We start from the raw sequence: 26,617 nt of genomic DNA, 5'->3' as shown, positions 1-26,617 counted from the left end.
GAAAAAACCCTAGTAGTCAACAAGTTTGGATAATTCTAGGATTTTTGGTGGATAATTTCTCATGTAAAATTTATGTTTTAAATTTTATAAAAATACATTTGATTTTATTTTTATTCAGTCATATAATAATAGAATCAAAGAATGACAGGGACCTGAAATTATAGGAGATGGTTTTATGAACGTATCAATAGTAGGTGCAACGGGTTATGGAGGAATGGAACTAATAAGATTTTTGAATAATCATCCGCAATTTAAAATAAAATCATTGCATACTTCATCCCAATTTGGTCGAAGTTTATATGAAGATAATGCACATTTAATGCATATGAAAGGTACATTAGAAAAAATTGATCCGGAAGCGATTGCAAAAAAATCCGATATTGTATTTCTTGCAACTCCTTCCGGTGTTTCTTCGCAATTGATTTCGGAATTTTCTAACCTTGACATTAAAGTGATCGACCTATCAGGAGACCTCAGGCTTCAAACTCCAGGTGAATACGAGCACTGGTATAAAAAGCCGGCCGCGCCTCAGCATATTATTGAAGAGGCCGTATACGGATTGGCTGAATGGAATGCCGAAGCAATAAAAAAAGCGACGATTATTGCAAATCCTGGGTGCTACCCAACCGCTTCACTATTAGGTCTTGCCCCTTTATTCACTGAAGGATTGGCGGGAGCAGCTGCCGATGTGATCATCGATGCAAAATCCGGGGTTTCAGGGGCGGGTAAATCACTTTCGGCAGTTACCCATTATAGTGAAATGAATGAGAACTTTAAGATATATAAGGTAAATCAACATCAACACATACCGGAAATCGAACAACAGCTTGGGCGATGGTCATCAGGTTTACAGCCTATTACCTTTAATACACATCTTGTTCCAATGACGAGAGGGATTATGGCTACGATGTATATTAAGGTAAATCGGGAAACCTCAAATGTTGAATTAAAGGATTTATACGAAACCGTATACGAGAACCACCCATTTGTCCGGGTACAGCCCCTTGATCGCTTTCCATCCACGAAACAGGTATATGGATCGAACTTTTGCGACATTGGCGTCGGTTATGATGAAAGGACAGGTAAGGTAACGGTGGTTTCGGTAATTGATAATTTAGTGAAGGGTGCTGCAGGGCAGGCCATTCAAAATGCAAATATATTAATGGGACTAGAAGAAACGGCAGGACTATGGAACAGTCCGCTATATCCGTAAACTTTGGAGGGAAACAATGAATACACTACAGCAAGTTGAAAAAATCAAACATATTCAAGAAGGAAACATTTTAATGCCCCAAGGGTTCAAAGCGTCAGGTGTCCATGCAGGATTACGCTATTCTAAAAAGGACGTTGGCATCATTTTTACCGATGTCCCAGCATCAGCCGCGGCCGTTTATACACAAAATATAGTTCAGGCAGCTCCAATCAATGTAACGAAAGATAGCATTGCCGTTACTGGGAAACTACACGGCATTGTAGTGAATAGTGCTTGTGCGAATGCTTGTACAGGTGAACAGGGTTTAATAGATGCAAAGGAAATGAGGAAGCTTGCTGCTCAAAAGTTCGGTTTGGAGGACCATTCATTTGCAGTGGCTTCAACGGGAGTCATAGGGGAATTCATGGAAATGGAAAAGGTAAGGAAAGGCATAGAGTCATTGCAGCCAGAAAATACACCTGAAGCTGCTGAAGCTTTTGGTACAGCCATTTTAACAACGGATATCGTAACGAAGAGCTGTGGTTATGAAACAATCATTGACGGTAAAACCGTGAAAATGGGCGGTGCTGCAAAGGGCTCGGGAATGATTCATCCAAACATGGCCACAATGCTCGGCTTCATTACGACGGATGCTGTAATTGAACCGGCTGATTTACAGCAAGCACTATCCTCGATTACAAATGATACATTCAATCAAATCACGGTTGATGGCGACTGTTCAACGAACGACATGGTGTTGGTGCTCGCGAATGGAGAAGCGAACAATGAACCTTTGACACCTGACCATCCGGAATGGTCCATCTTCCTGGAATTATTAAAGCAAACTTCGGAAAATCTCGCCAAACAAATTGCGAAAGACGGAGAAGGTGCCACAAAACTGATAGAAGTGAATGTTCATGGCATGAATACGAAGCAAGATTCACAGATGATGGCGAAGACGATCGTTGGGTCCAATCTAGTGAAAACGGCAGCTTTTGGAGCGGATGCAAACTGGGGACGAATCATTGCTGCGATGGGAAGAAGCGGAGTCGTATTCAATCCGGATCAAACAACGATCGTTTTTGGTGACATTGTCGTACTTAAAGATGGTGAGCCAATCATGTTTTCTGAGGAAGATGCCAAAGCATACTTGGAAAATGAAAGTATCATCATTCATGTTTATTTGAAAGATGGTAATGAATCAGGCACGGCATGGGGCTGCGATTTAACCTATGATTATGTGAAAATAAACGGAAGCTATCGTTCGTAAGAGGTGAAAAGTATGAACATATTAGTCATTAAGTGCGGCGGCAGCATCATTAACGAGTTATCGGAGTCGTTTTTCAATAGTGTTAAAGAGTTACAAAACCGCGGCTACCATATCGTATTTGTGCATGGAGGCGGCCCTGATATAAATTCAATGCTTGAAAAATTTAAAATTGAACCTGTATTTGAAGATGGGTTAAGAAAAACGACCACTGAAGTGTTGGAAATTGTGGAACTTATGCTGGCAGGCAAATCGAACCGCAGCCTTGTTCATAAATTGGAAGCACATGGCATCAAGGCAGTCGGTTTAAATGGCTCTGACGGCGGAATTCTCACAGGTGATTATATCGATGAACAGAAACTTGGAGCTGTTGGTGAAATACAACAAGTCAATACGGAATTATTCGGACTTTTATTCGAAAAAGGTTATTGTCCGGTATTGACGCCCATTTCAACTACCGAAGAAGGCACTAAATTAAATGTGAATGCCGATATGGCTGCAGGATCTGTAGCGAAGGCACTATCGGCCGATATGTGTTTATTTGTGACCGATGTTAAAGGGGTCTTGAAGAACGGGCAGATCATTGAGAAATTGAATGAAACGGAAACGAAGAATATGATCATGGATGGAAGTATCCATGGGGGAATGATTCCGAAGGTCAATACAGCGTTGTCGGTGCTGAATAAAGGGATTGAAGAAGTGATGATCGTTAGTGGGAAAGATCATTTTTATCAAGGCGGTCAATTCATCGGTACGAAATTTCTTCAGGAGGAAGGGGTATTACAATGAGTTCTTTATTTCCAACATATGCAAGGTGGAACATTGAGCCAAGAAAAGCGTCAGGATTGAAGATTACGAGTGTAACAGGTAAAGAGTATTTGGATTTCACATCCGGAATCGGGGTACTGAATCTTGGACATTGTCATGAGAAGGTAAAAATGGCCGTCACGGAACAGCTTGATAAATATTGGCATGTATCGAATATGTTTCAATGTTCCATACAGGAACGGACAGCAAAAATGCTGGCTGATGCCTCTGGTTTAAGTCAGGTGTTCTTTGCCAACAGCGGTGCCGAGGCAAATGAGGCAGCTATAAAATTAGCACGTAAAGCTACCGGGAAAAGCAAAATTGTCACATGTCAGCAGTCTTTCCATGGCCGTACGTTTGCAACGATGGCTGCAACGGGGCAGGAAAAAATCAAGATTGGTTTCGGATCGATGCTAGCTTCGTTCGAATATGTTCCATTTAATGATAATGAAGCCATGACAGCAGCCATTGATGAAAATACGGCAGCTGTAATGATTGAAATCGTTCAGGGAGAAGGCGGCATCCATGTTGTACAGCAATCATATCTGGACGCGATTCAAACTAAATGCCAAGAACACGGAGTTCTCCTTATCATAGATGAAATTCAAACTGGGATAGGGCGTACAGGGAAACCATTCGCATTCCAGCATTTCAATATCCAACCGGACATCATCACTTCTGCAAAAGGGCTGGGAAATGGCCTGCCAATCGGGGCGATGATTGGGAAGGAAACGCTGTCTGAGTTCTTTAACCCTGGTAGTCATGGATCCACTTTTGGAGGTAATCCCGTCAGTGTCTCAGCAGCCGAAGCCGTGTTAAAGGAAATTTTCCATTCAGGGTTTTTAAAAGAAACAGTTAAAAAGGCTGAATACCTTAAAAGCGAATTGACAAAAGCATTGAAGGGCATGGAAGAAGTGAAAGAGATTCGCGGTCTGGGAATGATGGTCGGAATTGAGTGTAAACAAGATGTTCAGGTGTTTTTAATGGAACTGCAAGAAGAGGGCTTACTTGTATTGAGTGCAGGTCCTAAAGTACTTCGTTTACTCCCATCCCTGACAGTTACCGAATCGGAGATCGATAAGGCGATAAATAAAATTAAAAAAGTATTGGCAATAAAACAAATTGTCTAAATTTAATGAATTTTTATAGAATAAAATGAATAATTATGCTATTGTATATATAAATATACATCATCTAAAGAGGTGAAGATCATGAAAAGCTATCTATATTTAGAGAATGGTTCCGTCTTTGAAGGGGAACTGCTGACTAAATCGACTGAAAAAACAATCACTGGAGAGATTGTATTTTTCACAGGAATGACCGGATATCAAGAAGTGTTGACAGATCCTTCATATAAGGACCAGATTGTCATCTTCACATACCCGCTAATCGGAAATTATGGAATCAATGAACATGATTTTGAAAGTAAGAAGCCGCATGTTGCCGGTGTTATTGTATATGAAGGAAATATGAGCCATTCCCATTATCAAGCTGAATATTCACTTGGTGAATATTTAGACAAGTGGAACATCCCTCTTTTAAGCCATGTTGACACAAGAGCGGTCGTTAAGAATATAAGACAGGAAGGTTCCATGCAGGCAGTCATCACAGCAGAAGAAAAATACACAGTCGTACCCGGCCTGAATGGTTTATCAGCCCATGTAGCTGAGGTATCCACAAAGGTTGTCGAGAGCTTTGGGGAAGGCGACAAGCACGTTGTGATGATGGATTTCGGCTATAAAAAATCCATATTGGATTCATTGGTCGAGCAAGGCTGCCGAGTCTCTGTCGTACCATTCGATACGGAATTCGAGCAAATCAAGGACTTGAAGCCAGATGGTATTTTGCTTTCAAATGGGCCTGGGGATCCAAAACAGCTTGAATACCTCTTAGGAAACATTAAAAAGATCATTACGAATTTTCCAACGATGGGCATCTGCCTCGGTCATCAATTAACGGCCCTTGCCTTCGGCGGAAATACAAAAAAAATGCTGTTTGGACATCGCGGTGCGAATCAGCCCGTGGTCGATTTGAAAACGAAAAAGGTGTATATGAGTTCGCAGAATCATAGTTATGAGGTTGATGAACCGAGCCTGCAAGGAACATCACTGCAAGTGAGATTCAGAAACGTGAATGATAACACGGTTGAGGGGCTCATGCATGAAGACTTGCCAATCTTCACTACCCAGTACCATCCAGAGGCAAATCCAGGACCTATCGAGAGTTCATTACTATTCAACGACTTTTTACAAATGATAAATGATTATAGCGGGAGAGAAAAAGCTTATGCCTAAGGACAACACGATACAGACCATTTTAGTGATTGGTTCGGGGCCGATTGTCATCGGGCAGGCCGCCGAATTCGATTATGCAGGTACACAGGCCTGCCTTGCTTTAAAGGAAGAAGGATATAAAGTCATACTGGTCAACAACAATCCAGCAACGATCATGACTGATGATATGAATGCGGATGCTGTCTATTTCGAACCTTTAACAGTTGATGTACTGGAAAAGATCATTTCCAAAGAAAAGCCGGATGGCCTGCTCGCTACATTAGGCGGTCAAACAGGATTGAATCTTGCTTATCAATTGGATGATGCTGGAGTACTTGAAAAATATAATGTCAAATTATTGGGAACTCCGATCGACTCCATCAAAAAAGGGGAGGATCGTGAACTGTTCCGTGAGTTGATGTTTGAAATAGGTGAACCCGTTCCCGACAGTACGATTGTCCATACACTTGAAGAAGCGCTGGCTTTTGCCGACAAAATCGGTTTCCCCATCATCGTTCGTCCCGCTTATACACTCGGGGGAACTGGCGGTGGTATTGCCGATTCACTGGACACCTTTAAGGAACTTGTACGGGGCGGACTTCAAGAAAGCCCGATTACACAATGCTTGATTGAAAGAAGCATAGCTGGTTATAAGGAAGTCGAATATGAGGTTATGCGAGATGGAAACAATACGTGCATTACCATCTGTAATATGGAAAATATCGATCCGGTAGGGATCCATACAGGTGATTCAATCGTCGTGGCACCATCACAGACTTTATCGGACGATGAGTTTCAGATGCTGCGTGCCGCATCCATTAAAATCATTTCTGCTTTAGGTATAATAGGCGGCTGTAACATTCAATTTGCCCTTGATCCGAATAGCAAGCAATATTATTTAATAGAAGTAAACCCGCGCGTCAGCCGTTCATCGGCACTGGCTTCCAAAGCAACAGGTTATCCTATAGCACGCATAGCCGCAAAGCTCGCTGTCGGCTACGATTTATCGGAGCTCATCAATCCAGTAACGAAAAGCACTTATTCAAGCTTCGAACCTGCTCTTGACTACGTAGCGGTGAAGTTCCCGAGGTGGCCATTCGATAAATTCACGACCGCCAACCGCAAATTGGGAACACAGATGAAGGCGACTGGTGAAGTGATGGCTTTACACCGCAGCTTTGAAGGGGGAGTCCAAAAGGCCGTCGATTCTTTGGAATTGAAAACGATTGGGCTGCAGCTATTATCGCTGAAAAATAAAACGGTTCCTGAACTTTGGGGAAAGCTTGCCGAAAAATCTGATGAACGAATATTTGTCATTTTTGAAATGCTTAGAAAAGGCGTGACGATTGAAGAAATCCATGAAGCGACAGCCATAGATTATTTCTTCCTTAAATCCTTTGCGTCATTGATCCAGTACGAATTGGAGATTGAATCTAAGGCAATCGATCAGGTAACAAAGGAAGAACTGCAGACATACAAGGAAAAGGGCTTTTCCGACCGCTACCTTGCTTCCGTATGGAAAGTAAGTGAGATGGAAGTGAGAGCACACCGCAAATCACTGGGTCTTACGGCTGTCTACAAAACGGTTGATACATGTGCAGCCGAGTTCGAATCACATACGAACTATCACTATTCAACATATTTTGGTGAGAACGAACAGAAAAAAACTGATAAAAAGAAAGTCTTGATGATTGGCAGCGGTCCGATCCGCATCGGACAGGGAATAGAATTTGATTACTGTTCGGTTCACGGTGTTTATGCACTCCAAGATGAAAATGTTGAAACGATCATGATCAATAATAATCCGGAAACGGTAAGCACGGATTTTGCGACGGCAGATCGCCTTTATTTCGAACCGTTGACTCTTGAATATGTTCTTAATGTAATAGAAGCGGAAGATATTAAAGATGTTATCGTCCAATTTGGTGGGCAGACTGCGATAAACCTGGCAAAAGGCCTGGAAGAATACGGTGTCAATTTGTTGGGGACTTCCTTCGATACACTTGATCAATTAGAAGATCGTGATCGTTTTTATCAGCTTCTTCAAAAACTGGATATCCCGCATGTACCGGGTTCTATGGCTAATGGTGAAGAACAATTAATTGCAAGTGCAGAGGCAATCGGCTTTCCGGTGCTCTTACGCCCATCCTATGTAATTGGCGGCCAGGGTATGGAAATCATCCGCTCCAAGGAAAGCTTGTTGAATAGAATGGCAAATGGAACGGCACTTGTCTATCCAGTGTTGATCGATTCCTATATTCCAGGGAAGGAAGCCGAAATCGATTTGATTGCAGATGGAAATGATGTATACATTCCCATCATTGCCGAACATATAGAGAAAGCAGGCGTCCATTCAGGGGATAGCATGGCATTATTGCCAGCTCAATCCTTAACGGACGATATCAAAGATAAAATGACCCTTTATGCTAAAAAACTAGTTAGTGAACTTGGTTATAAAGGACTTATGAACATCCAATTCGTGATTGAGGGAAATAGTGTGTATGTATTGGAAGTGAATCCTCGTGCAAGCCGGACAATTCCAATCATCAGTAAAGTGACCGATGTATCCTTGGTGCAAATAGCGACAAAAATATTGCTTGGGAAATATTCATTGTCGAATGCGTTCGAAAAAACGGGCTTAATGGATGAAATTCCATATGCAGTCGTCAAATATCCCGTATTCTCTACATTTGCACTAAGCGGACTTGATTCGAAGGTAGGTCCGGAAATGAAATCAACAGGTGAAGGAATCGCCATCGGGGAAACGGTAAATGAAGCGTTGACAAAAGTATTCCATGCTCAAAAAGCTAAACATACTACTGGTGTTTATCAATCAGAATCTGTCCAATTAAGTGAAGATTTGTTAGCCCAAATCAAAGAAGCAGGTTTGATATTGGGGAATTCGGATTTTGATAAATGGTTAAATGAAGGAAATGCGGCGGTCGTTTTGGCATATGGAACAACGGAGGAAGATAAGAAGCTAAGGTTACTTGCAGCGAAATACCGACTGCTTGCATTTACGGAAGAAGAGACGTTCAAGGCCTATCTACAATCGTTAGAAAAAGCTGATCCAGGGGTTAACTCGCTTCAGGAATGGCTTGTAACATATTCGAAAGGAGTGTCACACGTATGAGTTCAATGACGGCACCGACACAAGCGAAGATTTTAAATGGAAAAGATTTTTTGACCATGAAGGAGTCTACACCAACGGCAATTGCAAATTTGTTAAAACTGGCGCAGACCATTAAAGGCAAATTGCAAGCTGGTGAAGAATATACGCCTTTAAAAGGGAAAACGCTGGGGATGATCTTTGAAAAATCGTCTACCCGTACCCGTGTTTCTTTTGAAGTAGGCATGATGCAGCTTGGCGGACACGCTTTGTTCCTAAGTGGCAATGACTTGCAAATTGGACGTGGTGAAACTATTTCCGATACTGCAAAAGTCCTTTCTGAATATATTGATGGCATCATGATTCGTACCTTCGAGCATGAAAAAATCCTGGAATTGTCAGAAAATGCTTCTATCCCAGTCATCAATGGGTTAACAGATCTTGCTCATCCTTGTCAGGTGCTTGCTGACTTCTTGACGATCATCGAGATAAAAGGGCAGCTAAAAGGCTTGAAGATGAGTTATATCGGTGATGGCAATAATGTTGCCAATTCATTGATGGTAGGCTGTGCAAAAATGGGAATGGATTTTTCCATTGGATGTCCTGACGCCTACAAACCTGATGAAAAGGTCGTCGCCTATGCTAAAAAAGTGGCAGAAGAGACTGGCAGTGAAATTTTGGTGACAACCTCAGCTTCGGAAGCCATAAAAGATGCGGATATCGTCTATTCCGATGTTTGGACCTCCATGGGGCAGGAAATCGAGAATGGTATCCGCTTAGAAGCTTTTAAAGATTATCAAATCAATGGTGAGCTAGTAAAACTTGCTAAAGAAGATTATTTATTCATGCATTGCCTGCCTGCACATCGGGAGGAAGAGGTTACGGCTGAAGTCATCGATGGACCTAATTCCGTCGTTTTCCACCAAGCCGGAAATCGTCTGCATGCCCAAAAGGCGGTCCTTGTGGACTTAATGTCTTAACCAAAAAAGCGTCTCCTCAGAGAGCAGTCGCTCAGTTTGTAGAAAAAAAGGTTTCGGAATGGTCTCATTCCGAAACCTTTTTGATTTTATTTGTAGCAGTTAGAGGATTATAACTAAATCAATACTTGGGCTTCCTGCCACCAAGTCATAGATGAAAAAGACAATAATTGATGCCTTCATTTTACTAACCAAATGGTTCGATGGGACCAAGTGATCTAAAGTAAATCATTTCAAGATGATCTCGCTGAATAGAACCATGTTTAGAAAGCATCCTTATCACCTTAAGTTTTAATCCATCTATTTTAAACAAAAGTGACTGCAGGTAAAAAGGTCTATCCTTAATGTTAAAACAAAATTGATTGGAGCGGGTGTTCGAGACTCCTGCGGGAAAAACGCGTCCAAGGGAGACCCCGCAGGCGCAATGGCGCCGAGGAGGCTCCCGGACCGCCCGCGGAAAGCGAGTGCCTGAAGTGGAAATCAACGGTCAAGTCAATTCAGAGAACAACGCTTTTTTAATTCAGCGGCTTTCCTGTATGTTCTTAATTTTTCTGACATGAAAGGAAGGAACCTGGTAATAATAACAGGGAAAGCATGTAAAGGGGTGAAATCTATGGGGCAAAATCGTCAATTTAAGCCAGGTCAAAAGGCACCGAATAATGGGACCTACGTAGAAATCGGTGAAACGGGCAGCACGGTAGTGAATCCGAAAATGGTAAAGCTTGATGCAGGTGATTCTTTTCCTGAAACATCCAATCATAACCGGATATGGACATATAAGCGGAAGCCATGAAACATCTAAAAGCAGGAAAAAGGAATGATCGCCATCCTTCTTCCTGCTTTTTTTCTATTCAGCGGAATAACCGAATATATTCGATATTTCCAAACAGCACTTCCTTAAATAATGGCTTAAAGGATCTTCATGATGATCAGGAATGCTCTCGGTGAACCCAACGGCAGTGATCGCTCCCAATAATTCCGAATTATAATTAAAAACCGGAATGGACATGGAGGAAACGGATGGTACAAGAGGCTCTTTGGCAAAAGCTATTTTGTATTTCCGAATTTCATCATATTCATTTGTTTCTTTAAGGAACGAACCTGTAACATTACGATCTTTTTCAATCCATTCCGCCGTCAATGAAGGATCCTGAAATACAGTGAATACCTTTCCGGAAGAGGATGTTGGCGGAAGTCGAGTACCTAACTGTGCCCCGATGTTTAAGTTTTGGTTGGAATTCCATATTTTTGCAGTGATTGGTCCATCATATGTCCAAACGGAAAAAAGGACCGTGCAAGAAGTATGGTGACTGATTTCCTGTAAATAAGGAGTTATTCTGCTCGTTACATCCTCATTTCCTATCGCTGCCATTCCGTATTGAATCAATTTGCTCCCAAGGTGATACATACCGGTTGTCTTATCGCGATATAGTAGCTCCAGTTGAGTCAAAGTATTCAAATACTTATATAGGTTACTTTTCGTTATTTCCGTTAATTCCTGTATATCAGAGAATCTTAAAGGAGTTCTTTGGGAAGCAAGTAAATCTATGATGCTCATCCCTATTTGTAATGATTGAATCGTCGAACCGGATTTTACGATTTCCATAAATCAATCTCCCTAATCTGTTTTAATTTAGGTCTAGTATATCAGAATCTGTAAAATATAAATGAAATTTAGCAGAAAAACCGCCGGCTGCTTGAAGCTATCAATATCCTTTCCTATTAAAAAAATAACTTTAGCGCAGTTTTTATTGATTCCGAAGTGCTGATAATGGTGTAGATGATAACATTTGCACAAAAATTTGCAATACTTTCTTGACAATATTCCGAAAATTGAGTTATTATTTATATAAATAGTGAACAGTGTTAACTATAAGTGAAATAGATAAGATATACAGTCATTCAAATACTGGTATGCGAAGCGGATCCAGCAGAATCAGGATGGTGGCATCAAAAAGAGGTATTAAAAAAATCCAGATAAATAAAGGAGAATGAAATATGAAATTAGTAACTTTCAGCAGTCAAGGATTTAAACGTATTGGTGCAATTTACCCGAATAAAGTAGTAGTTGACTTGAACTATGCCTATCAAGCGCTTCTTGAAAGCGAAGGGAAACTTCGCAGTGAACAAATCGCTGACGCGTATGTCCCTGCAACAATGGAGGAGTTTTTACAGGGAGGCAATGAAAGCCTTTCCATCGCGCAAAAGGCTGCGGACTACGCTATTAACAATCGTGATTCCTTCAGACATAAATTGGTACATGAAATTGAAAATATAAAGCTAGAGGCCCCTGTCCAAAAGCCAAGCAAAATTATTTGTGTCGGACATAACTACCGTGAGCATATTGCTGAAATGGGTCGTGAACTGCCGCCATTCCCTGTGGTATTCGCAAAGTTCGCCAATACAGTAATCGGTCCCCAGGATGATATACCGTTTTTCCCAATCTCTGAACAACTGGATTATGAAGCGGAATTCGCTTTTGTAGTCGGACAAAGGGCACGTAATGTTTCAAAAGAAGATGCTCTTGATTATGTAGCTGGTTATACAATTGCGAATGATGTCACTTACCGTGATATCCAACGGCGTACACTTGAGTGGCTACAAGGGAAAACGGTTGAAGGAAGCGCTCCGATGGGGCCTTGGTTAGTCACTTCCGATGAACTTTCCGATCCATCTGGCTTAAATGTCCGATTAACGGTAAATGGTGAAGAACGCCAAAAAACGAATACATCCAACTTCGTATTCGATGTGAAGTATCTAGTTGAATTCTTATCGAACTTAATGACTCTTGAACCAGGTGACATCGTCCTCACAGGAACACCGGGTGGGGTAGGGGTAGCCCGTGATCCACAAGTGTTCTTAAAAGATGGTGACGTTGTCAAAATCGAAATCGACAAAATAGGTTATCTTGAAAACCGTGTGCGACGTGTCGGGGAGGGAAAATAAAATGGCTTATCATGAAATCGGGACATCAATCCAATCGGTTCAACAATCAATCGACCACATTCTTGAGACAGCGGCAAACCTACCGGAAGAAACGATCCGATTTAAACCAGCAGAGGATGAATGGTCAATCATGCAGATACTTTCCCATTTAGCTGAAGCCATTCCTTATTGGTTAGGTGAAGTGGAAACTGTAATAGCGGTGCCTGGAGCCGAATGGGGGCGTGGATTGCAAGATCCAGCCCGATTGGCTGCAGTTACCGATACAGACAAACTTGCTGTTGAAGATGTCATGAAGCAAGTGGAGGAGCTTAAATATAAAGTGGAGAGCAGTCTCGGGAATTTAGATGAAGAAACACTATCCAAAGAATCGCCACACCGGAATTTCGCAAAATTCGGAAACAAACCAGTTTCTTATATAGTCGATCACTTCATCGATGAGCATGTTTCAGGACACTATGATCAAATTAAGCGAAATCTTTCTAAAATCCAGTGAGGCAAGATAAAAAAGAAAGTAGGGATTAATATGGCTGAAAAATCGGAATACATGAATAGTACAATCGTAAAAGATTTTACAAAGGATATTCAGCAGTATAACCTTGGGCCGCTGTGGGAAGCCATTCCCGCTCTGATGGACCATGAACCTAAACCACATGCGCATGCTTATTTATGGAAAGAAGAGCTTTTGACAAAAAAATTGATGGAAGCAGCTGAAATATTCACACCTGACCGAGGCGGGGAGCGCAGGGCCATTTATTTTCAGAACCCTGGACTCACATATCGTCAGCCTTGGGGCTGGGCATCGACAACACAAACGCTATACGCAGCGGTCCAGCTATTGCTGCCAGGTGAAGTGGCCCCTTCCCACCGTCACTCCCAAAGTGCACTTCGTTTCATTACGAATGGTGAAGGTGCCTACTCCATCGTGCAGGGAGAAAGGATCTTCATGGAAGAAGGAGATTTCTTGATCACGCCTAAAAACCTATGGCATGGTCATGGACATGTTGGCGATAAACCGATGATTTGGATGGATGCCCTTGATATCCCAACCATCTATTCCATAGGCGGCACTTTCTTTGAACCATATCCTGATCGGATTGAAACGCCTAAACGGCCCGATAATTTTTCAGAGCTCCGTTATCAAGGCGGAATGGTTCGTCCAGTATCCGACCGATATTCACAAGTGGCACCGCTTGCCAACTACAAGTGGAAAGGCACCAAAGCAGCGATAGAAGGATTAATGAATTTCGAACCGGATCCATATGATGGTTTCGCCGTGGAATATATCAATCCATCAAATGGCCAAACGGCCAATCCGACGATGGGGGCATGGATGCAGAAACTCCCGAAAGGTTTCCATACGAAAGCACATCGCCATACCCATTCCACAATTTATCAAGTGCACCAAGGATCAGGCTATACGGTCATTAATGGCGTGCGTTTTGACTGGTCCAAGGGAGATTATTTCGTCGTTCCAAATTGGGCATGGCATGAGCACGTTGCAGAAGCGGATTCTTACTTATTCTCGGTAAACGACTTACCAATAATGGAGAGATTCGATTTGGAGCAGCAACAGGCATTAGACGCAAACAATGGTTACCAAAAGGTTGAAAGTGAATTCAAGCCTGTTTTGGTTTGAAAATAATCTGTTTGGAATCTTCAGCTTAGATCCTGAAATATATGGAATGCCAGTCGAATGAAAACGCTTACTATGGTAGTGGTCCGCAACATTGGCTAAAAGCAACTAATATAGGGGGAATTGATGATGAACACAGAAAATAAACCATTCATCGTTATCGGTGGGGGAATTGGCGGATTGGCAACTGCATTAGGAATCGCAGAAACAAAACAGTATGTAAAAGTACTTGAACAAGCTCCCGAATTTGGCGAAATCGGTGCAGGGATTCAGCTTGCAGCAAATGCCACCAACGTCTTGCAGCGTTTAGGCGTCATGGATAAAATCAATGAAATTGCAGTATTTCCAAAAAGATTGGTGCTGATGGATGCCTTTTCCGGAAAAGAGCTTTCCGCTTTGGATTTAGGTGATGTTTATAAAGAAAGATATGGAGCTCCATATGTTGTTTTGCATCGTTCCGATTTGCATAAAGTACTGGCTGAAGCCTGTGAAAAGAACCCGTATATCGAACTGGTTACGAATCAAACCATTATTGAGACAGTAGAAAATGAAGGTGAAGTGACGGTTACTTCTGCCAACGGGTCCCAACATTCAGGAACTGCTGTCATTGGAGCCGATGGATTATGGTCCAAGGCACGGAAACTTTTTGTGGAAGATCAGCCGGTCTGCTCTCAATATGTTGCATACAGGGGAGCGATCCCGATGGAAGAGGTTACGAGCCATGGAGATTTAGATGATGTATACATGTGGATTGGGCCAGACCTTCATCTTGTTCAATACCCGGTTAGAAGGGGAGAACTATACAACCAAGTAGTGGTCTTCAAAAGTTCTCAATATACGGAAGAAAACGAAAAAACAGATCAATGGGGAACCCCGGAAGAAATGGACCGTGTATTTGCCGGAACTTGTGAGCTTGTTCAGAATGCGATTTCATTCATTCAAAGGCAACGCCGCTGGCCAATGTATGACCGTTTACCAATTGATAATTGGACAAAAGGAAGAATTACGCTTATGGGAGATGCGGCACATCCGATGCTTCAATACTTGGCACAGGGCGCTTGCCAGGCTTTAGAAGATGCAGCTTATTTGTCGGATATGCTTCATAAGCATGGGAATGACATTGAACAGGCATTTTTGGAATATCAAGAGGAACGCATACCGCGCACGGCTAATGTTCAATCGAGCGCAAGAATGTGGGGGGAAATCATCCACAATACGACCGATGCAGGAATTCTGCTCCGAGATACGATCCTTGCAGGTCGTACGGATAGGGATTTCCAATTCGTCGATGAATTTCATGGTTATAATAAAACGGCCGTGAAAGCATAATCCGTTTTGTTTCATCCTTATGCAGTTTACAAATGAGTCTGCCTTTCTTCTATATGAAGAAAGGCTTTTGCCGTTTATCGTCCATACCTCCTGCATTTTTTATAACTTTTCTTTACATGGGGAAAATTAAAAGTATAATGAAAATATAAAGGTCAAATTTGGTCAAACCAAGTGGGATTCGTTCATGATATAGCTGAATGGGAGGTTTTAAGATGGATATTAATAAAATGACGGAGAGAACCCAACAGGCGTTCATCGGCGGGCAGGAACTAGCCAAAGATAGAGGGAATCCCGAGCTGACGGAGCTTCATTTATTAAAGGCCTTAACGGAACAGGATGAAAGTTTATTAATCAGGATTTTATCGGAATCTGGTAAACCGATGAATCTATTTAATATAGAGCTAAATAAGGAACTGGATCGATTACCGGAAGTGAGCGGTAGTGTTTCCCAGGTTTACATGTCATCCTCCCTGCAGCAAATTTTGAAGGCTGCCGAAAAAGAAATGCAGATGTGGGAGGATGAATACTTATCTGTCGAACATATACTCCTTGCGTCGCTGCAGGTCAATAAAACGAATGTAAACAGGCTTTTTTCATCATATGGAATTGATTATGATAAAGCAAAACAGGTTATAAACGATATAAGGGGGAATCAGCGAGTGACTAGTCAAAATCCTGAAAGCACTTATGAAGTACTGAAAAAATACGGCAGAGATCTCGTTGCTGAGGTTAAATCGGGGAAGGTCGACCCCGTAATCGGCCGTGATACGGAAATCCGTAACGTCATCCGGATCCTTTCACGTAAAACGAAAAATAATCCTGTATTAATAGGAGAACCCGGAGTAGGTAAAACAGCCATCGTCGAGGGGCTGGCACAAAGGATCGTCAGGAAGGATGTGCCTGAGGGATTAAAGGACAAGACCGTTTTTTCACTGGATATGAGTGCGCTTGTCGCTGGCGCCAAATTCCGCGGTGAATTTGAGGAACGCCTAAAAGCGGTCTTGAATGAGATCAAGAAGAGTGACGGTAAAATTCTATTATTCATTGATGAATTGCACACGATTGTCGGTGCAGGAAGAACGGATGGCGCACTTGATGCCGGAAATATGTTAAAGCCGATGCTTGCGCGCGGTGAGCTGCATTGTATCGGTGCAACGACCCTTGATGAATATCGGCAATATATTGAAAAGGATCCGGCTCTGGAACGCCGTTTCCAACAGGTTCTGGTTCCTGAACCGGATGTTGAAGATACGATTTCAATTTTGCGGGGATTAAAGGAACGGTTTGAAATTCACCATGGCGTCAGGATACACGATCGGGCGATCGTTGCGGCCTCTGTCCTTTCGAACCGATATATAACGGAGCGATTTTTACCGGATAAAGCGATAGATCTTGTGGATGAAGCATGTGCGATGATCCGAATGGAAATCGACTCAATGCCATCCGAGTTGGATGAAATCACGAGAAAAGTCATGCAACTTGAAATTGAAGAGGCGGCCTTGAAGAATGAGGAGGACCCTCAAAGCAGAGCAAGGCTGGAAGTGCTTCAAAAAGAACTATCAGAACTTCAGGATCAAGCGAATGGCATGAAATCGAAGTGGCAAATGGAAAAATCAGCGCTTCAAAAGGTGCAGGATCAACGTGAAGAGCTTGAGAAACTGCGTCATGAACTGGAACAGGCAGAGAATGACTATGACCTTAACCGGGCAGCTGAGCTTCGACATGGAAGGATTCCGCAGCTTCAAAAAGAATTGGACGCAATGGAAGACGAATTGGAAAAGGAAAAACAGGAATCACGATTGCTTCGCCAGGAAGTGACGGAGGAGGAAATTGCCTCGATTGTTGCAAGGTGGACGGGGATTCCGATTAGCAAGCTGGTGGAAAGTGAAAGGGAGAAGCTGCTTCGCCTATCTGATATCCTGCATGAACGCGTAATAGGTCAAGGAGAAGCGGTGGAACTCGTATCCGATGCTGTTTTAAGGGCAAGGGCTGGAATTAAGGATCCAAACAGACCAATCGGTTCATTCATTTTTCTAGGGCCAACGGGTGTAGGTAAAACCGAATTGGTAAAAGCTTTGGCAGAAACGTTATTCGATAGTGAGGAACATATGATTCGAATCGATATGTCGGAATATATGGAGAAACATTCCGTGTCCCGCCTTGTCGGTGCACCTCCTGGATATGTTGGATTTGAGGAAGGCGGCCAACTTACGGAGGCTGTTAGGAGAAACCCATATTCAGTCATATTATTCGATGAAATTGAAAAGGCGCATCCGGAAGTCTTCAATATTTTGCTGCAAATGCTGGATGATGGAAGGATAACGGACTCCCAAGGAAGAACAATCAACTGTAAAAATACGGTGATCATCATGACTTCCAATATCGGATCCCATTTCTTATTGCAGTCAAACCGGGTGGATGGCGGCATTGAAGAAGAAATAAAAGATCAGGTCTTTAAAGAGTTAAGAGGGCATTTCCGTCCGGAATTTTTGAATCGCGTTGATGACATTGTTTTATTCAAACCTCTGACAAAACAAGAAATCGTTGAAATCGTAGATAAAATGGTTCATCAATTACAAGTAAGGTTAACTGAACAAAATATAGTCCTGAATGTTACTGAAGCGGCTAAGGAATTCATTGCGGAACAAGGATATGATCCGGTATATGGGGCAAGACCCCTGAAGCGATTCATCCAAAAGCATCTGGAAACGAAAATCGCCCGTAAAATCATTGCCGGGACTGTTGAGATTAAAGAAGGAATAACGATTGATTATGATCATGATGAATTGGTTCTCATATAAAAACGTTGAAATGTAGTTTACCCGTAAGCAAAGTACGGTATAACAAAGAGGACATCCTATAAAGGATGTCCTCTTTTGCTTCTTAATGTTGATGAGAGTCTTTAGCTGGCCCAGCAGGCATGATAGCCGGGATGATACAAATCAGGATAGCAGCAGCTAATCCTAAAATCGTTCCCTGCGCAGCATCGTATGAAACTCCGATCATGGAAGAAACAACATATACAGTCATATGCACTAATAAGAATGTCCAAAAAATTGTCCAAGCATAACGCATCGAATTTCACCTCATTCCACTACATTCATTTTTATCTTACCATAATTAATATACAGTTAAAACGTGTTTTTAATAATAACCTTTAAATAATTCAATACATTAAATCATAAGAGAACTTTTTCAGGCAGACTTGTTGGTTTCAAACTTCAAAAGGGAAAACATACGGAAAAAATAAAAGCAAAAACTCCGTGCTTGGTTAATTTAAGATAAGAAGTTAGGCGTTTCCACTGACCCTTTCTATTTTTGGTCATAAATTAATATAGTAGTAGTAATATTCCTTAAAGGAGTTTGAACGATGGAACAACGAACTTTTCAAATTGATGACCAATGGAATATCATCTATTATCCAGAGCGGCCCAGTGGTTTTTCCGTAATGGTAATTGGAGACCGTAGTCATTTTGTCGAAAAAGAAAGCAGCTTTTGGCTGCAGCATCCTGGCAGGCTGCAGATATTGGAATATTTAAAGGAATACGGATACACCCTATTTTCATCCAATTTTTACGGAGCCAACTGGGGCAGTCCCAAAGCACTCGAGCTTTCCCTTAACCTATATATTCTGTTCATGAAAAAAGAAATAGTCAATCAAAGGGTTCATATATTGGCAGAGGGGACAGGCGCGCTCCTTGCCTTAAAGTTAATGAATGAACTTGGTAATAAAATAAGGTCTGTTGTGTTGATAGATCCGGTTTTTTCCTTGAAAGCACAACTGGAGAAAGAAAAGGAAAATAAGTTCTTCTATAAAAAGTGGCTGTCGGAGGTCGCTGCTGCTTATGAGCTCGATCCGGCAGAATGTGAACAGCATATACTGGACACTGAAGATTCAATGATCGCAGAGAATATCCCCATGAAAGTGATTCAGGTTTTTGGAAGCTTACGGAAAGAGCAAGCCTCCCTTTATCGGCAAATCCAGCTGGCTAGAAAAGCAGACTTGCAGCTGACGTATATATTGCCCGAAAAACGTTATAAAATCCCCTATCAAATACAGAAGTTTTTCAATGAGAATGAAGAGACTTTATGAGAAGAGATATATTTTTACAATAGTTTGCATACGATACAGCATCTAAAAAAACTAGACGTGCCGGGTGAAGTGGGCTTGATGGCATACGAGGAGGCTGTATTTATGCAAACAAACATTGTCATTGGCACTTATCGATTCGTGGGATTCTATGTGACTCAATTCTTTTTGAACCAAGGTGAAGAAGTAATCGGAATCGATTGGGATGATTCCAAAGCAAGTCAATATATTAAGGAAGAAAAGGAACTTGAAATAGGCAGGAATTCAAATTATATATACTTTCCGATAAATAAACTTAAATTATTGGATATTTCACAGCAGGACACGGTGTTCATATCTTGTTATGATATTCAAAGAGGAAAAATGGACAAAATCGATTTTGTAATAGGAGAAATCGTTTCCTTCATCGAGAAATGCAAAAAAAATGGCAAGAATGAAACGCCAAATTTCGTACTTTTCATGCCCATTGAAAAAGATGTCAGTATATTTCAGTCCATATTAAGCTCGATTCGTGGAATGGATTCTGCAAAAATCATATTTTTACCGACGATTTATGGACCTTGGCAATCGGAAGGCATGAGCTTTGAAGCTGGAATCAATCAGCTTGGACAGTCTGATATCAAAGCGGCAATTGCTGCGGAATATACCGGAGATGCTCTCTACATCACTGATTTTGTAAATGCTTTGGAAGCGGTGCTTACCACAAGTTCCGATAGAAAAATCCAATTGTGCAGCAGTATTGATGATCATTGGGATAAATGTGCCAAGTTGATATTTGGTGAAAGTATGGATTCATTCACTTCCCAATCAACAACTAAAATCAATAAAGGAACAATATTTGAAGTGCAATGCAAAATGGAACCGGAAGAAGGCATTGCATTACAGAGAAAACATAATAAACGATTAAACTTACTTAAAAAGTGGAGAAAGCGTGATTAACATTTTCGTTATTTGGGAAGGACAAAACTGTATATTTGCCTCTAATCTATATGTCTTGTACTATAATGTTCAAGGATAGGAATTAACATCAAAAGATATTCATGATTTTATATGTACGCCCTTTACGAAAGGGTTCAGTGGAATTATGATAATATTGAGCTTATTTTGGCATCAAAATGATCAATTGATGAATATTCAAAAGATAGGGGGAAATGCGAATGAGTTCAGATAAAACTCTTGAATTTATGGGAATCGCCATGAAATACTTCCCAGAGGCTAAAGCGAAGCTTGAAGCAAGCGGGATTCCATTCTCAATGGAAATGGCAGAGCCATTCATGGAGCTCTTTAAAAGCGTTATGCAAGAAGCTTATGAGCTTGGTAAACAAGATGCTCAGCGTTAATTAAAGGCAGGCTGTCCGGTAAAGGGCAGCCTTAAATTTTTTTATTCTTTTTTCAAGAACTTGGAGATCAGTGGGCTCAGATTGATTTTATCAATGGTTGGTTTGTATTGACTGTATAAGCCCATCAATGTTTCAACGCTTGCCATCAATTGCATGTAATCAACCTGCGCTTCCTCTTGCTCCGGTTCATTTTTCCTGCCAAACATCAAATTCGAAAAATGATCATCCGTGTTTCTCTCCCTGTTGCGATTGAAGATGTCCAAAATGAATTCCTCCTATTCTCCTTTTATTTATAATGTATGTCCCAAATTTCCCTTGGCATAGGCGCTTGTCCGACTTCCGAAAGAGATTTCTTAAGCTTTTCAAACTGTTAACTCTTGCAAGGAAGTCTTTTTTTATATAAAATTAGTACCAGGTAATAATAGATGATTATAATAACTCATTAAAATATAAGGGGATGGCAAGATGAATGCTGGAATACTAGGGCTTGGCCGCTACTTACCCGACAAAATCGTTACAAATGCGGACCTAGAGAAAATTATGGACACTTCCGATGAGTGGATTCGGACTAGGACGGGTATTGAGGAAAGAAGAATTGCCAAAGATGATATTGATACATCAGATATGGCTTATGAAGCCGCAAAAGCTGCATTGAAAAATGCGGAAATTTCGGCTGAAGAGATAGATTTAATTCTTGTTGCCACTGTTACACCGGATCAGTCGTTTCCTTCTGTCGCTTGCATGATTCAAGAGAAATTGGGAGCGATGAAGGCAGCTGCAATGGATGTAAGTGCTGCATGCGCCGGTTTTATGTATGCAATGATCACGGCACAGCAATTTATTAAGACAGGTGCATATAAGCATGTGCTGATTGTCGGTGTTGAAAAACTTTCGAAAGTAACCAATTGGGAAGACCGCAACACTGCTGTACTTTTTGGTGACGGAGCTGGTGCAGTTGTACTTGGACCTGTATCTGAAGGCAAAGGAGTCCTTTCCTTTGAATTAGGCGCAGATGGAACCGGTGGGAAGCACTTATTACAGGAAGGAGATTTCATTCATATGAATGGACGTGAAGTATTTAAATTTGCTGTCCGTCAGATGGGTGAATCCAGCCTGGGTGTCTTGGACAAAGCTGGTTTGACGAAAGAAGATGTGGATCTGCTTGTCCCGCATCAAGCTAACATACGAATTATGGAAGCCTCTAGGGAACGCTTGGATCTACCGCTTGAAAAAATGACAAAAACGATTCATAAATATGGAAATACTTCTTCAGCGTCCATTCCAATGGCCCTTGTGGAAGAAATGGAAGCAGGAAGAATCAAGGACAATGACTTAATCGTCATGGTCGGTTTTGGTGGTGGCCTTACATGGGGAGCGATCGCTCTTAGGTGGGGTAAATAAAAGAAGAAGCAAAACGTAAGAGCTTTAAAAATAGGAAGGAGCCATTTTTAAATGACTAATCGCCGTGTAGTTGTAACAGGTATTGGAGCAATCTCTCCAGTTGGTAATGATGCAGAAACTGGATGGAAAAATATAATCGAGGGGAAATCGGGGATAGGACCTTTAACTCGTTTGAATGCTGAAGAATTTCCCGTTAAAGTGGCTGCTGAAATCAAGGATTTTGATATAGAAACATATATAAATCGTAAAGAAGCACGGAAAATGGACCGTTTTACCCATTATGCAATTGCAGCTTCCGTTATGGCATATAATGATAGCAAGCTGGAAATAACCGATGAAAATGCTGCACGTGTCGGGGTCTGGATCGGTTCGGGTATCGGCGGGCTGGAGACACTTGAGACACAGCATGAAAACTTTTTAAACAGAGGTTATAAACGTGTAAGCCCATTTTTCGTACCAATGATGATTCCGGACATGGCAGCTGGCCAGGTTTCTATCTTACTGGGGGCAAAAGGAATCAATTCATGTACGGTAACAGCCTGTGCTACAGGAACTAATTCAATTGGTGATGCGTTTAAAGCCATTCAACGAGGCGATGCCGATGTGATGATTACAGGCGGGGCCGAAGCGCCAATCACAAAAATGTCGGTTGCAGGCTTCTGTGCAAATACGGCTTTATCGACAAACCCTGATCCACAAACGGCTAGCCGTCCTTTTGATCTTAACCGTGATGGTTTCGTAATAGGCGAAGGAGCTGGAATCATCGTTCTGGAAGATCTTGAACATGCATTGAATAGAGGAGCCAAGATTTATGCTGAAATAGCTGGTTATGGCTCAACTGGAGATGCCTTCCATATTACTGCTCCGGCACCAGGTGGAGAAGGCGGGGCAAGAGCGATGAAAATTGCAATCGAGGATGCAGGTTTGAATCCGGAAGACATCCAATATGTGAATGCCCACGGAACTAGTACGCCTTACAATGACAAATACGAAACGATGGCAGTCAAAGAAGTCTTTGGCGACCATGCTAATAAACTTGCAATAAGTTCCACTAAATCGATGACAGGCCATATGTTAGGGGCAGCAGGCGGTGTGGAAGCGATTTTCACGATTCAGGCAATCAGGGACAGCATTTTGCCTCCAACCATCAATATTGAAACACCAGACCCTGAGTGTGATTTGGACTATGTCCCGAATCAAGCGAGGAAGGGCGAAATCAATGCAGCCATCAGCAATTCACTTGGATTCGGTGGTCATAACGCAACTATTCTTTTCAAAAAATATCAATAAGTTTGAAGGAAGAGCAGATCTTTAGGGATCTGCTCTTTTTATGTTGAAGCGAAAATTGCAAATACAAGGGATATAAAATGTGTCAACCGCCTTCTTTAAATCATACGATAGTCAATAGAAGCGGAGGTGTATGGGAAATGGGAGTCATTTCAACCAATGAATGGATGAAGAAGGATTTCAACCGCCCGGTCCAGATGATGGAAAGAGTTAAAAGTACATTCAACAATACCCTTGATGCAGACATGATTTATCATCATTTATTGAAGCATGGCATGTATTCGCCGAATCAAAAAACAAAACAAACATGGGAAGACTTAAACGAAAATAATGTCTGGGAAAAAACACAAAGCTTGTTTACAGCTTATAAGAATCTATGGGGTGGGCCTGATGTTCCAATATATATTTTTCCGCTCATGTCTTCAGGGATATGGAATAAAAAAATTGAAACGAAGTCAGGGTTGGCATTTAAAGATAAACTATTCCTTTTTTACGGAAAGGGGATAGCCGAAAAGGAAATGGAGGCGCTGTTGATTCATGAATATCATCATGTTTGCCGTCTGCATCATTTGAAAAAGGACCAAAAAGATTTCACTCTCCTGGATACGATGATCATGGAAGGACTGGCGGAAAGAACGGTGGGGAAGTATTTAGGAACAAAATTTTTAGCTAATTGGACTAAGTTATATCAGGAAGATAAACTAAGAGAATTTTGGAGCAAGCATTTAGAGGAAAAGCACACGATAAAACGTACAGATCCTCTTCATGATGCACTTCTGCTCGGAACGAAAGGATATCCATATATGCTTGGATACTGTAGTGGCTATTACCTGGTGAAAAATTCTGAGAAACTCTCTGTGAAAAAATCGTTCATTATTCAATCTGAAGAATTCCTATCTAAAAAGCGTTAATATATACGTTCTTTTTTTCTTAATCTGTTTTCTAGAATAGGAATAAATTGTATGGTTCCTGCCTATACTGATTGACAAACAGAAATTTGTTTAAGTGAGGGATGAATGATGCTATATCTTCATGATGTATGGGTTAACTGGTTTGAAGGAGAAGAAAACGGCTATAATATTTGTCATTTTCATGAATGGAGGAAGGATGACGGGATCGAACTACTAGATCAAGTTCCTTTGTTGAAAGTGTCATCAACATTGTTCCACTACATAGAAAACGACTTGTCAGAATTACCTAAGCCACTGCTGAATGATGTATATCAAAAAGCATATGCAAGGAAAAATCATGAACGAATTCAGCTCGACTATTGTTTTATCGTGACTGACGGAAATGGAATCTTAGCTGTTGATACGATAGGGTATCATATTCCGATTAGGAAAAGCAGAATAATTCCCCGGCAGGAACAAATTGTTTATGACATGATAGAAAACCATGATGAGATGGATTACACCTTTACTGAAAAACCTACATCTGAGAAAGAATATCATATTTTGTCGCCGTCTCCCTTATTCATGAACGGTTTGACAAGAAAAGAAAGACAGCTTAAGCAATTGCTATTCATGGCCATGGACCAATTATTCACGGCGAAAAATACTGCTGAAATCCGCTATTGGTATACAGAATGGGCTCCTGAGAAATATGAAAGCATTCAAGAAATGGATTTTCAGATAGCTTGGCTTGAATTATATGAAGAAATGAAGGAAGGCTGGTCAGAGAAGCACCTTCAGCTTTGTGAAAACCTTGTGAAGGGGCAGCCTTTTTTTGAAAAGCTGTGGCAAGTGGAGGCTGGCGATAGCCCATCGATATTATGAAAAAAAGACGATCCGTTGAGGATCGTCTTTTTTTTATCTCTTTCTGCCAAGTCCCATGCCATTATACATTTTTCTGATCATTTTATTGGCTTCAATGTTCGCCTTTTCTGCACCGCGGTCCAGAATTTCATCCAATTCAGGCGAATCGATCAATTCATTATAGCGTTCTTGAATTGGCAGGATTTCTCCAAGTACCACCTCAGCTAAATCACTTTTAAAGTCACCATAACCTTTGCCTTCATACATCTCTTCAATTTCTGTATAGGTTTTTCCACTGAAGATGGAGTATATGGACATAAGGTTGGAAACACCCGCTTTGTTTTCCTTATCGTAACGTACAATTCCTTCCGAATCGGTAACTGCGCTCTTGATGTTTTTTTCGATTTGCTTCGGATCATCCAATAAGGCAATCGTTGCCTTTTTATTAGGATCGGATTTGCTCATTTTCTTGGTTGGTTCCTGAAGGGACATGATACGGGCCCCTTCTGTAGGGAGGCTGATTTCCGGGATTTTAAATATATCATTATGCTTTTTATTGAACCGTTCAGCCAAATCGCGTGTCAATTCAAGATGCTGTCTTTGATCTTCCCCGACAGGAACCACATCTGTACTATAAAGGAGAATATCGGCAGCCATCAACGGCGGGTAAGTAAGCAGTGATGCGGATACCCCTTCTTTGCCAGCGGATTTGTCTTTAAATTGCGTCATTCTCTCAAGTTCCCCAATATAGGATATACTCTGTAAAATCCAGCCTGCCTGGGCATGTGCCGGTACTTCTGATTGAATGAAGATGGTATTCTTGTCAGGATCCAAGCCAATGGCCAAATATAAAGCGGCCAATGTTTTAATGTTTTTCCTTAACTTAATACGATCCTGTGGAACTGTAATTGCATGCTGGTCAACAATACAAAAGAAACATTCATATTCATTTTGTAAGTTAACGAATTGTTTCATTGCTCCGATGTAATTTCCTAAAGTAACGGAACCGGATGGCTGAATGCCGGAGAAAATCCTTTTCAACTGCTAGTCACTCCTCTAAATGCGTTTATTGATAAATGGATATTCGCATTTCATTATTGTAAGGATAAATAGAAAATGAATCCACTTTCTTTGAAAGAAATGTGCATATTCCTGTGATGGGGAAATGCTCATTTAAATCTTGTGGAGGGCCGTTTTGTCCTGTATCGATGC

Annotated in this window: 24 protein-coding genes; 20 read left to right on the top strand and 4 right to left on the bottom strand. The window is 41.4% G+C overall.

What is annotated here, in order from left to right; genetic code table 11:
- Positions 1 to 175: 175 nt before the first annotated feature.
- The 8 genes from argC (at position 176) to ACIQZD_RS09335 (ending at position 10,418) form a co-directional block, all read left to right on the top strand.
- Positions 176 to 1,213, top strand: a complete 1,038-nt coding sequence (argC, locus tag ACIQZD_RS09370; RefSeq protein ID WP_402901113.1) for an N-acetyl-gamma-glutamyl-phosphate reductase — start codon at positions 176 to 178, stop codon at positions 1,211 to 1,213.
- Between the two features lie 16 nt (positions 1,214 to 1,229).
- Positions 1,230 to 2,462: a bifunctional ornithine acetyltransferase/N-acetylglutamate synthase gene (gene argJ, locus ACIQZD_RS09365; protein ID WP_402901110.1), complete on the top strand. Its 1,233-nt coding sequence runs from the start codon at positions 1,230 to 1,232 to the stop codon at positions 2,460 to 2,462.
- A gap of 12 nt (positions 2,463 to 2,474) precedes the next feature.
- Positions 2,475 to 3,248 (top strand): acetylglutamate kinase, encoded by a 774-nt coding sequence (gene argB, locus ACIQZD_RS09360; protein WP_402901105.1) that lies wholly within the window; start codon positions 2,475 to 2,477, stop codon positions 3,246 to 3,248.
- Positions 3,245 to 4,396 (top strand): acetylornithine transaminase, encoded by a 1,152-nt coding sequence (locus tag ACIQZD_RS09355; protein ID WP_402901100.1) that lies wholly within the window; start codon positions 3,245 to 3,247, stop codon positions 4,394 to 4,396. The genes argB and ACIQZD_RS09355 overlap by 4 nt, the downstream gene beginning before the upstream one ends.
- A gap of 81 nt (positions 4,397 to 4,477) precedes the next feature.
- Positions 4,478 to 5,560: a carbamoyl phosphate synthase small subunit gene (locus ACIQZD_RS09350; protein WP_402901097.1), complete on the top strand. Its 1,083-nt coding sequence runs from the start codon at positions 4,478 to 4,480 to the stop codon at positions 5,558 to 5,560.
- Positions 5,553 to 8,672 carry a carbamoyl-phosphate synthase (glutamine-hydrolyzing) large subunit gene (locus ACIQZD_RS09345; protein ID WP_402901094.1) on the top strand — a complete coding sequence of 1,040 codons (3,120 nt, stop codon included), beginning with the start codon at positions 5,553 to 5,555 and terminating at the stop codon, positions 8,670 to 8,672. Before ACIQZD_RS09350 ends, ACIQZD_RS09345 begins: the two co-directional genes overlap by 8 nt.
- Complete coding sequence (gene argF, locus ACIQZD_RS09340; RefSeq protein WP_402901091.1) at positions 8,669 to 9,628, top strand: ornithine carbamoyltransferase; 960 nt, start codon at positions 8,669 to 8,671, stop codon at positions 9,626 to 9,628. Before ACIQZD_RS09345 ends, argF begins: the two co-directional genes overlap by 4 nt.
- Before the next feature lie 610 nt (positions 9,629 to 10,238).
- On the top strand, positions 10,239 to 10,418 hold the full coding sequence (locus ACIQZD_RS09335) for a YjzC family protein (protein WP_034314546.1): 180 nt from the start codon (positions 10,239 to 10,241) through the stop codon (positions 10,416 to 10,418).
- Between the two features lie 54 nt (positions 10,419 to 10,472).
- Here ACIQZD_RS09335 and ACIQZD_RS09330 read toward each other — a convergent pair whose 3' ends face one another.
- Positions 10,473 to 11,231: an IclR family transcriptional regulator gene (locus tag ACIQZD_RS09330; RefSeq protein WP_402901088.1), complete on the bottom strand. Its 759-nt coding sequence runs from the start codon at positions 11,229 to 11,231 to the stop codon at positions 10,473 to 10,475.
- A 392-nt stretch (positions 11,232 to 11,623) separates the two neighbouring features.
- Between ACIQZD_RS09330 and ACIQZD_RS09325 the strand changes: the two genes are divergently transcribed.
- From ACIQZD_RS09325 to clpB, 5 genes are all read left to right on the top strand, one after another.
- A complete protein-coding gene (locus ACIQZD_RS09325) occupies positions 11,624 to 12,571 on the top strand; it encodes a fumarylacetoacetate hydrolase family protein (protein ID WP_402901085.1) in 948 nt (315 codons plus the stop codon).
- Position 12,572: 1 nt separating this feature from the next.
- Positions 12,573 to 13,064, top strand: a complete 492-nt coding sequence (locus ACIQZD_RS09320; RefSeq protein WP_402901082.1) for a DinB family protein — start codon at positions 12,573 to 12,575, stop codon at positions 13,062 to 13,064.
- A 30-nt stretch (positions 13,065 to 13,094) separates the two neighbouring features.
- On the top strand, positions 13,095 to 14,207 hold the full coding sequence (locus ACIQZD_RS09315; protein ID WP_101224122.1) for a cupin domain-containing protein: 1,113 nt from the start codon (positions 13,095 to 13,097) through the stop codon (positions 14,205 to 14,207).
- 123 nt (positions 14,208 to 14,330) lie between these two features.
- Positions 14,331 to 15,533: an FAD-dependent monooxygenase gene (locus tag ACIQZD_RS09310; protein ID WP_402901078.1), complete on the top strand. Its 1,203-nt coding sequence runs from the start codon at positions 14,331 to 14,333 to the stop codon at positions 15,531 to 15,533.
- A 212-nt stretch (positions 15,534 to 15,745) separates the two neighbouring features.
- A complete protein-coding gene (gene clpB, locus ACIQZD_RS09305) occupies positions 15,746 to 18,334 on the top strand; it encodes an ATP-dependent chaperone ClpB (RefSeq protein WP_402901074.1) in 2,589 nt (862 codons plus the stop codon).
- An 82-nt stretch (positions 18,335 to 18,416) separates the two neighbouring features.
- Here the strand turns inward: clpB and ACIQZD_RS09300 are convergent, their stop codons facing one another.
- A complete protein-coding gene (locus ACIQZD_RS09300) occupies positions 18,417 to 18,608 on the bottom strand; it encodes a YjzD family protein (RefSeq protein ID WP_048686917.1) in 192 nt (63 codons plus the stop codon).
- A gap of 295 nt (positions 18,609 to 18,903) precedes the next feature.
- On the opposite strand from ACIQZD_RS09300, the gene ACIQZD_RS09295 reads away from it, so the two are divergent.
- The 3 genes from ACIQZD_RS09295 to ACIQZD_RS09285 all read left to right on the top strand — a co-directional run bounded on the left by ACIQZD_RS09295 (position 18,904) and on the right by ACIQZD_RS09285 (position 20,963).
- Entirely contained in the window at positions 18,904 to 19,626 is a 723-nt protein-coding gene (locus ACIQZD_RS09295; RefSeq protein ID WP_402901071.1) for a hydrolase, read from the top strand.
- A gap of 102 nt (positions 19,627 to 19,728) precedes the next feature.
- The gene (locus ACIQZD_RS09290) at positions 19,729 to 20,562 is read left to right on the top strand and encodes a Rossmann-fold NAD(P)-binding domain-containing protein (RefSeq protein ID WP_402901068.1); all 834 of its coding nucleotides are present in this window, start codon (positions 19,729 to 19,731) and stop codon (positions 20,560 to 20,562) included.
- Between the two features lie 218 nt (positions 20,563 to 20,780).
- Positions 20,781 to 20,963 carry a ComZ family protein gene (locus ACIQZD_RS09285; RefSeq protein WP_034314525.1) on the top strand — a complete coding sequence of 61 codons (183 nt, stop codon included), beginning with the start codon at positions 20,781 to 20,783 and terminating at the stop codon, positions 20,961 to 20,963.
- Between the two features lie 41 nt (positions 20,964 to 21,004).
- Here the strand turns inward: ACIQZD_RS09285 and ACIQZD_RS09280 are convergent, their stop codons facing one another.
- On the bottom strand, positions 21,005 to 21,226 hold the full coding sequence (locus ACIQZD_RS09280) for a hypothetical protein (RefSeq protein ID WP_402901065.1): 222 nt from the start codon (positions 21,224 to 21,226) through the stop codon (positions 21,005 to 21,007).
- 202 nt (positions 21,227 to 21,428) lie between these two features.
- Between ACIQZD_RS09280 and ACIQZD_RS09275 the strand changes: the two genes are divergently transcribed.
- The 4 genes from ACIQZD_RS09275 (at position 21,429) to ACIQZD_RS09260 (ending at position 25,426) form a co-directional block, all read left to right on the top strand.
- Positions 21,429 to 22,364, top strand: coding sequence for a beta-ketoacyl-ACP synthase III (locus tag ACIQZD_RS09275; protein ID WP_402901062.1), 936 nt, complete (start codon positions 21,429 to 21,431; stop codon positions 22,362 to 22,364).
- 51 nt (positions 22,365 to 22,415) lie between these two features.
- Positions 22,416 to 23,654 carry a beta-ketoacyl-ACP synthase II gene (gene fabF / locus ACIQZD_RS09270; protein ID WP_063232185.1) on the top strand — a complete coding sequence of 413 codons (1,239 nt, stop codon included), beginning with the start codon at positions 22,416 to 22,418 and terminating at the stop codon, positions 23,652 to 23,654.
- A 137-nt stretch (positions 23,655 to 23,791) separates the two neighbouring features.
- Positions 23,792 to 24,562: a DUF2268 domain-containing putative Zn-dependent protease gene (locus tag ACIQZD_RS09265; protein ID WP_402901058.1), complete on the top strand. Its 771-nt coding sequence runs from the start codon at positions 23,792 to 23,794 to the stop codon at positions 24,560 to 24,562.
- A 108-nt stretch (positions 24,563 to 24,670) separates the two neighbouring features.
- On the top strand, positions 24,671 to 25,426 hold the full coding sequence (locus ACIQZD_RS09260; RefSeq protein ID WP_034314514.1) for a YjbA family protein: 756 nt from the start codon (positions 24,671 to 24,673) through the stop codon (positions 25,424 to 25,426).
- Positions 25,427 to 25,459: 33 nt separating this feature from the next.
- Here the strand turns inward: ACIQZD_RS09260 and trpS are convergent, their stop codons facing one another.
- Positions 25,460 to 26,446: a tryptophan--tRNA ligase gene (trpS, locus tag ACIQZD_RS09255; protein WP_402901054.1), complete on the bottom strand. Its 987-nt coding sequence runs from the start codon at positions 26,444 to 26,446 to the stop codon at positions 25,460 to 25,462.
- Positions 26,447 to 26,617: the final 171 nt, after the last annotated feature.

Origin of the sequence: Peribacillus sp. NPDC096447, from assembly GCF_044762725.1 — a bacterium.
GTDB lineage: Bacteria > Bacillota > Bacilli > Bacillales > DSM-1321 > Peribacillus.
Note: the sequence above shows the minus strand (reverse complement) of the source record. Positions and strands in the feature narration are given on the sequence as shown.

What these genes read in the sequence shown, in the direction of transcription:
- argC (WP_402901113.1), top strand. Translation starts at nt 176, where the DNA reads ATGAACGTATCAATAGTAGGTGCAACGGGTTATGGAGGAATGGAACTA.
- argJ (WP_402901110.1), top strand. Translation starts at nt 1,230, where the DNA reads ATGAATACACTACAGCAAGTTGAAAAAATCAAACATATTCAAGAAGGA.
- argB (WP_402901105.1), top strand. Translation starts at nt 2,475, where the DNA reads ATGAACATATTAGTCATTAAGTGCGGCGGCAGCATCATTAACGAGTTA.
- ACIQZD_RS09355 (WP_402901100.1), top strand. Translation starts at nt 3,245, where the DNA reads ATGAGTTCTTTATTTCCAACATATGCAAGGTGGAACATTGAGCCAAGA.
- ACIQZD_RS09350 (WP_402901097.1), top strand. Translation starts at nt 4,478, where the DNA reads ATGAAAAGCTATCTATATTTAGAGAATGGTTCCGTCTTTGAAGGGGAA.
- ACIQZD_RS09345 (WP_402901094.1), top strand. Translation starts at nt 5,553, where the DNA reads ATGCCTAAGGACAACACGATACAGACCATTTTAGTGATTGGTTCGGGG.
- argF (WP_402901091.1), top strand. Translation starts at nt 8,669, where the DNA reads ATGAGTTCAATGACGGCACCGACACAAGCGAAGATTTTAAATGGAAAA.
- ACIQZD_RS09335 (WP_034314546.1), top strand. Translation starts at nt 10,239, where the DNA reads ATGGGGCAAAATCGTCAATTTAAGCCAGGTCAAAAGGCACCGAATAAT.
- ACIQZD_RS09330 (WP_402901088.1), bottom strand. Translation starts at nt 11,231, where the DNA reads ATGGAAATCGTAAAATCCGGTTCGACGATTCAATCATTACAAATAGGG.
- ACIQZD_RS09325 (WP_402901085.1), top strand. Translation starts at nt 11,624, where the DNA reads ATGAAATTAGTAACTTTCAGCAGTCAAGGATTTAAACGTATTGGTGCA.
- ACIQZD_RS09320 (WP_402901082.1), top strand. Translation starts at nt 12,573, where the DNA reads ATGGCTTATCATGAAATCGGGACATCAATCCAATCGGTTCAACAATCA.
- ACIQZD_RS09315 (WP_101224122.1), top strand. Translation starts at nt 13,095, where the DNA reads ATGGCTGAAAAATCGGAATACATGAATAGTACAATCGTAAAAGATTTT.
- ACIQZD_RS09310 (WP_402901078.1), top strand. Translation starts at nt 14,331, where the DNA reads ATGATGAACACAGAAAATAAACCATTCATCGTTATCGGTGGGGGAATT.
- clpB (WP_402901074.1), top strand. Translation starts at nt 15,746, where the DNA reads ATGGATATTAATAAAATGACGGAGAGAACCCAACAGGCGTTCATCGGC.
- ACIQZD_RS09300 (WP_048686917.1), bottom strand. Translation starts at nt 18,608, where the DNA reads ATGCGTTATGCTTGGACAATTTTTTGGACATTCTTATTAGTGCATATG.
- ACIQZD_RS09295 (WP_402901071.1), top strand. Translation starts at nt 18,904, where the DNA reads ATGGAACAACGAACTTTTCAAATTGATGACCAATGGAATATCATCTAT.
- ACIQZD_RS09290 (WP_402901068.1), top strand. Translation starts at nt 19,729, where the DNA reads ATGCAAACAAACATTGTCATTGGCACTTATCGATTCGTGGGATTCTAT.
- ACIQZD_RS09285 (WP_034314525.1), top strand. Translation starts at nt 20,781, where the DNA reads ATGAGTTCAGATAAAACTCTTGAATTTATGGGAATCGCCATGAAATAC.
- ACIQZD_RS09275 (WP_402901062.1), top strand. Translation starts at nt 21,429, where the DNA reads ATGAATGCTGGAATACTAGGGCTTGGCCGCTACTTACCCGACAAAATC.
- fabF (WP_063232185.1), top strand. Translation starts at nt 22,416, where the DNA reads ATGACTAATCGCCGTGTAGTTGTAACAGGTATTGGAGCAATCTCTCCA.
- ACIQZD_RS09265 (WP_402901058.1), top strand. Translation starts at nt 23,792, where the DNA reads ATGGGAGTCATTTCAACCAATGAATGGATGAAGAAGGATTTCAACCGC.
- ACIQZD_RS09260 (WP_034314514.1), top strand. Translation starts at nt 24,671, where the DNA reads ATGCTATATCTTCATGATGTATGGGTTAACTGGTTTGAAGGAGAAGAA.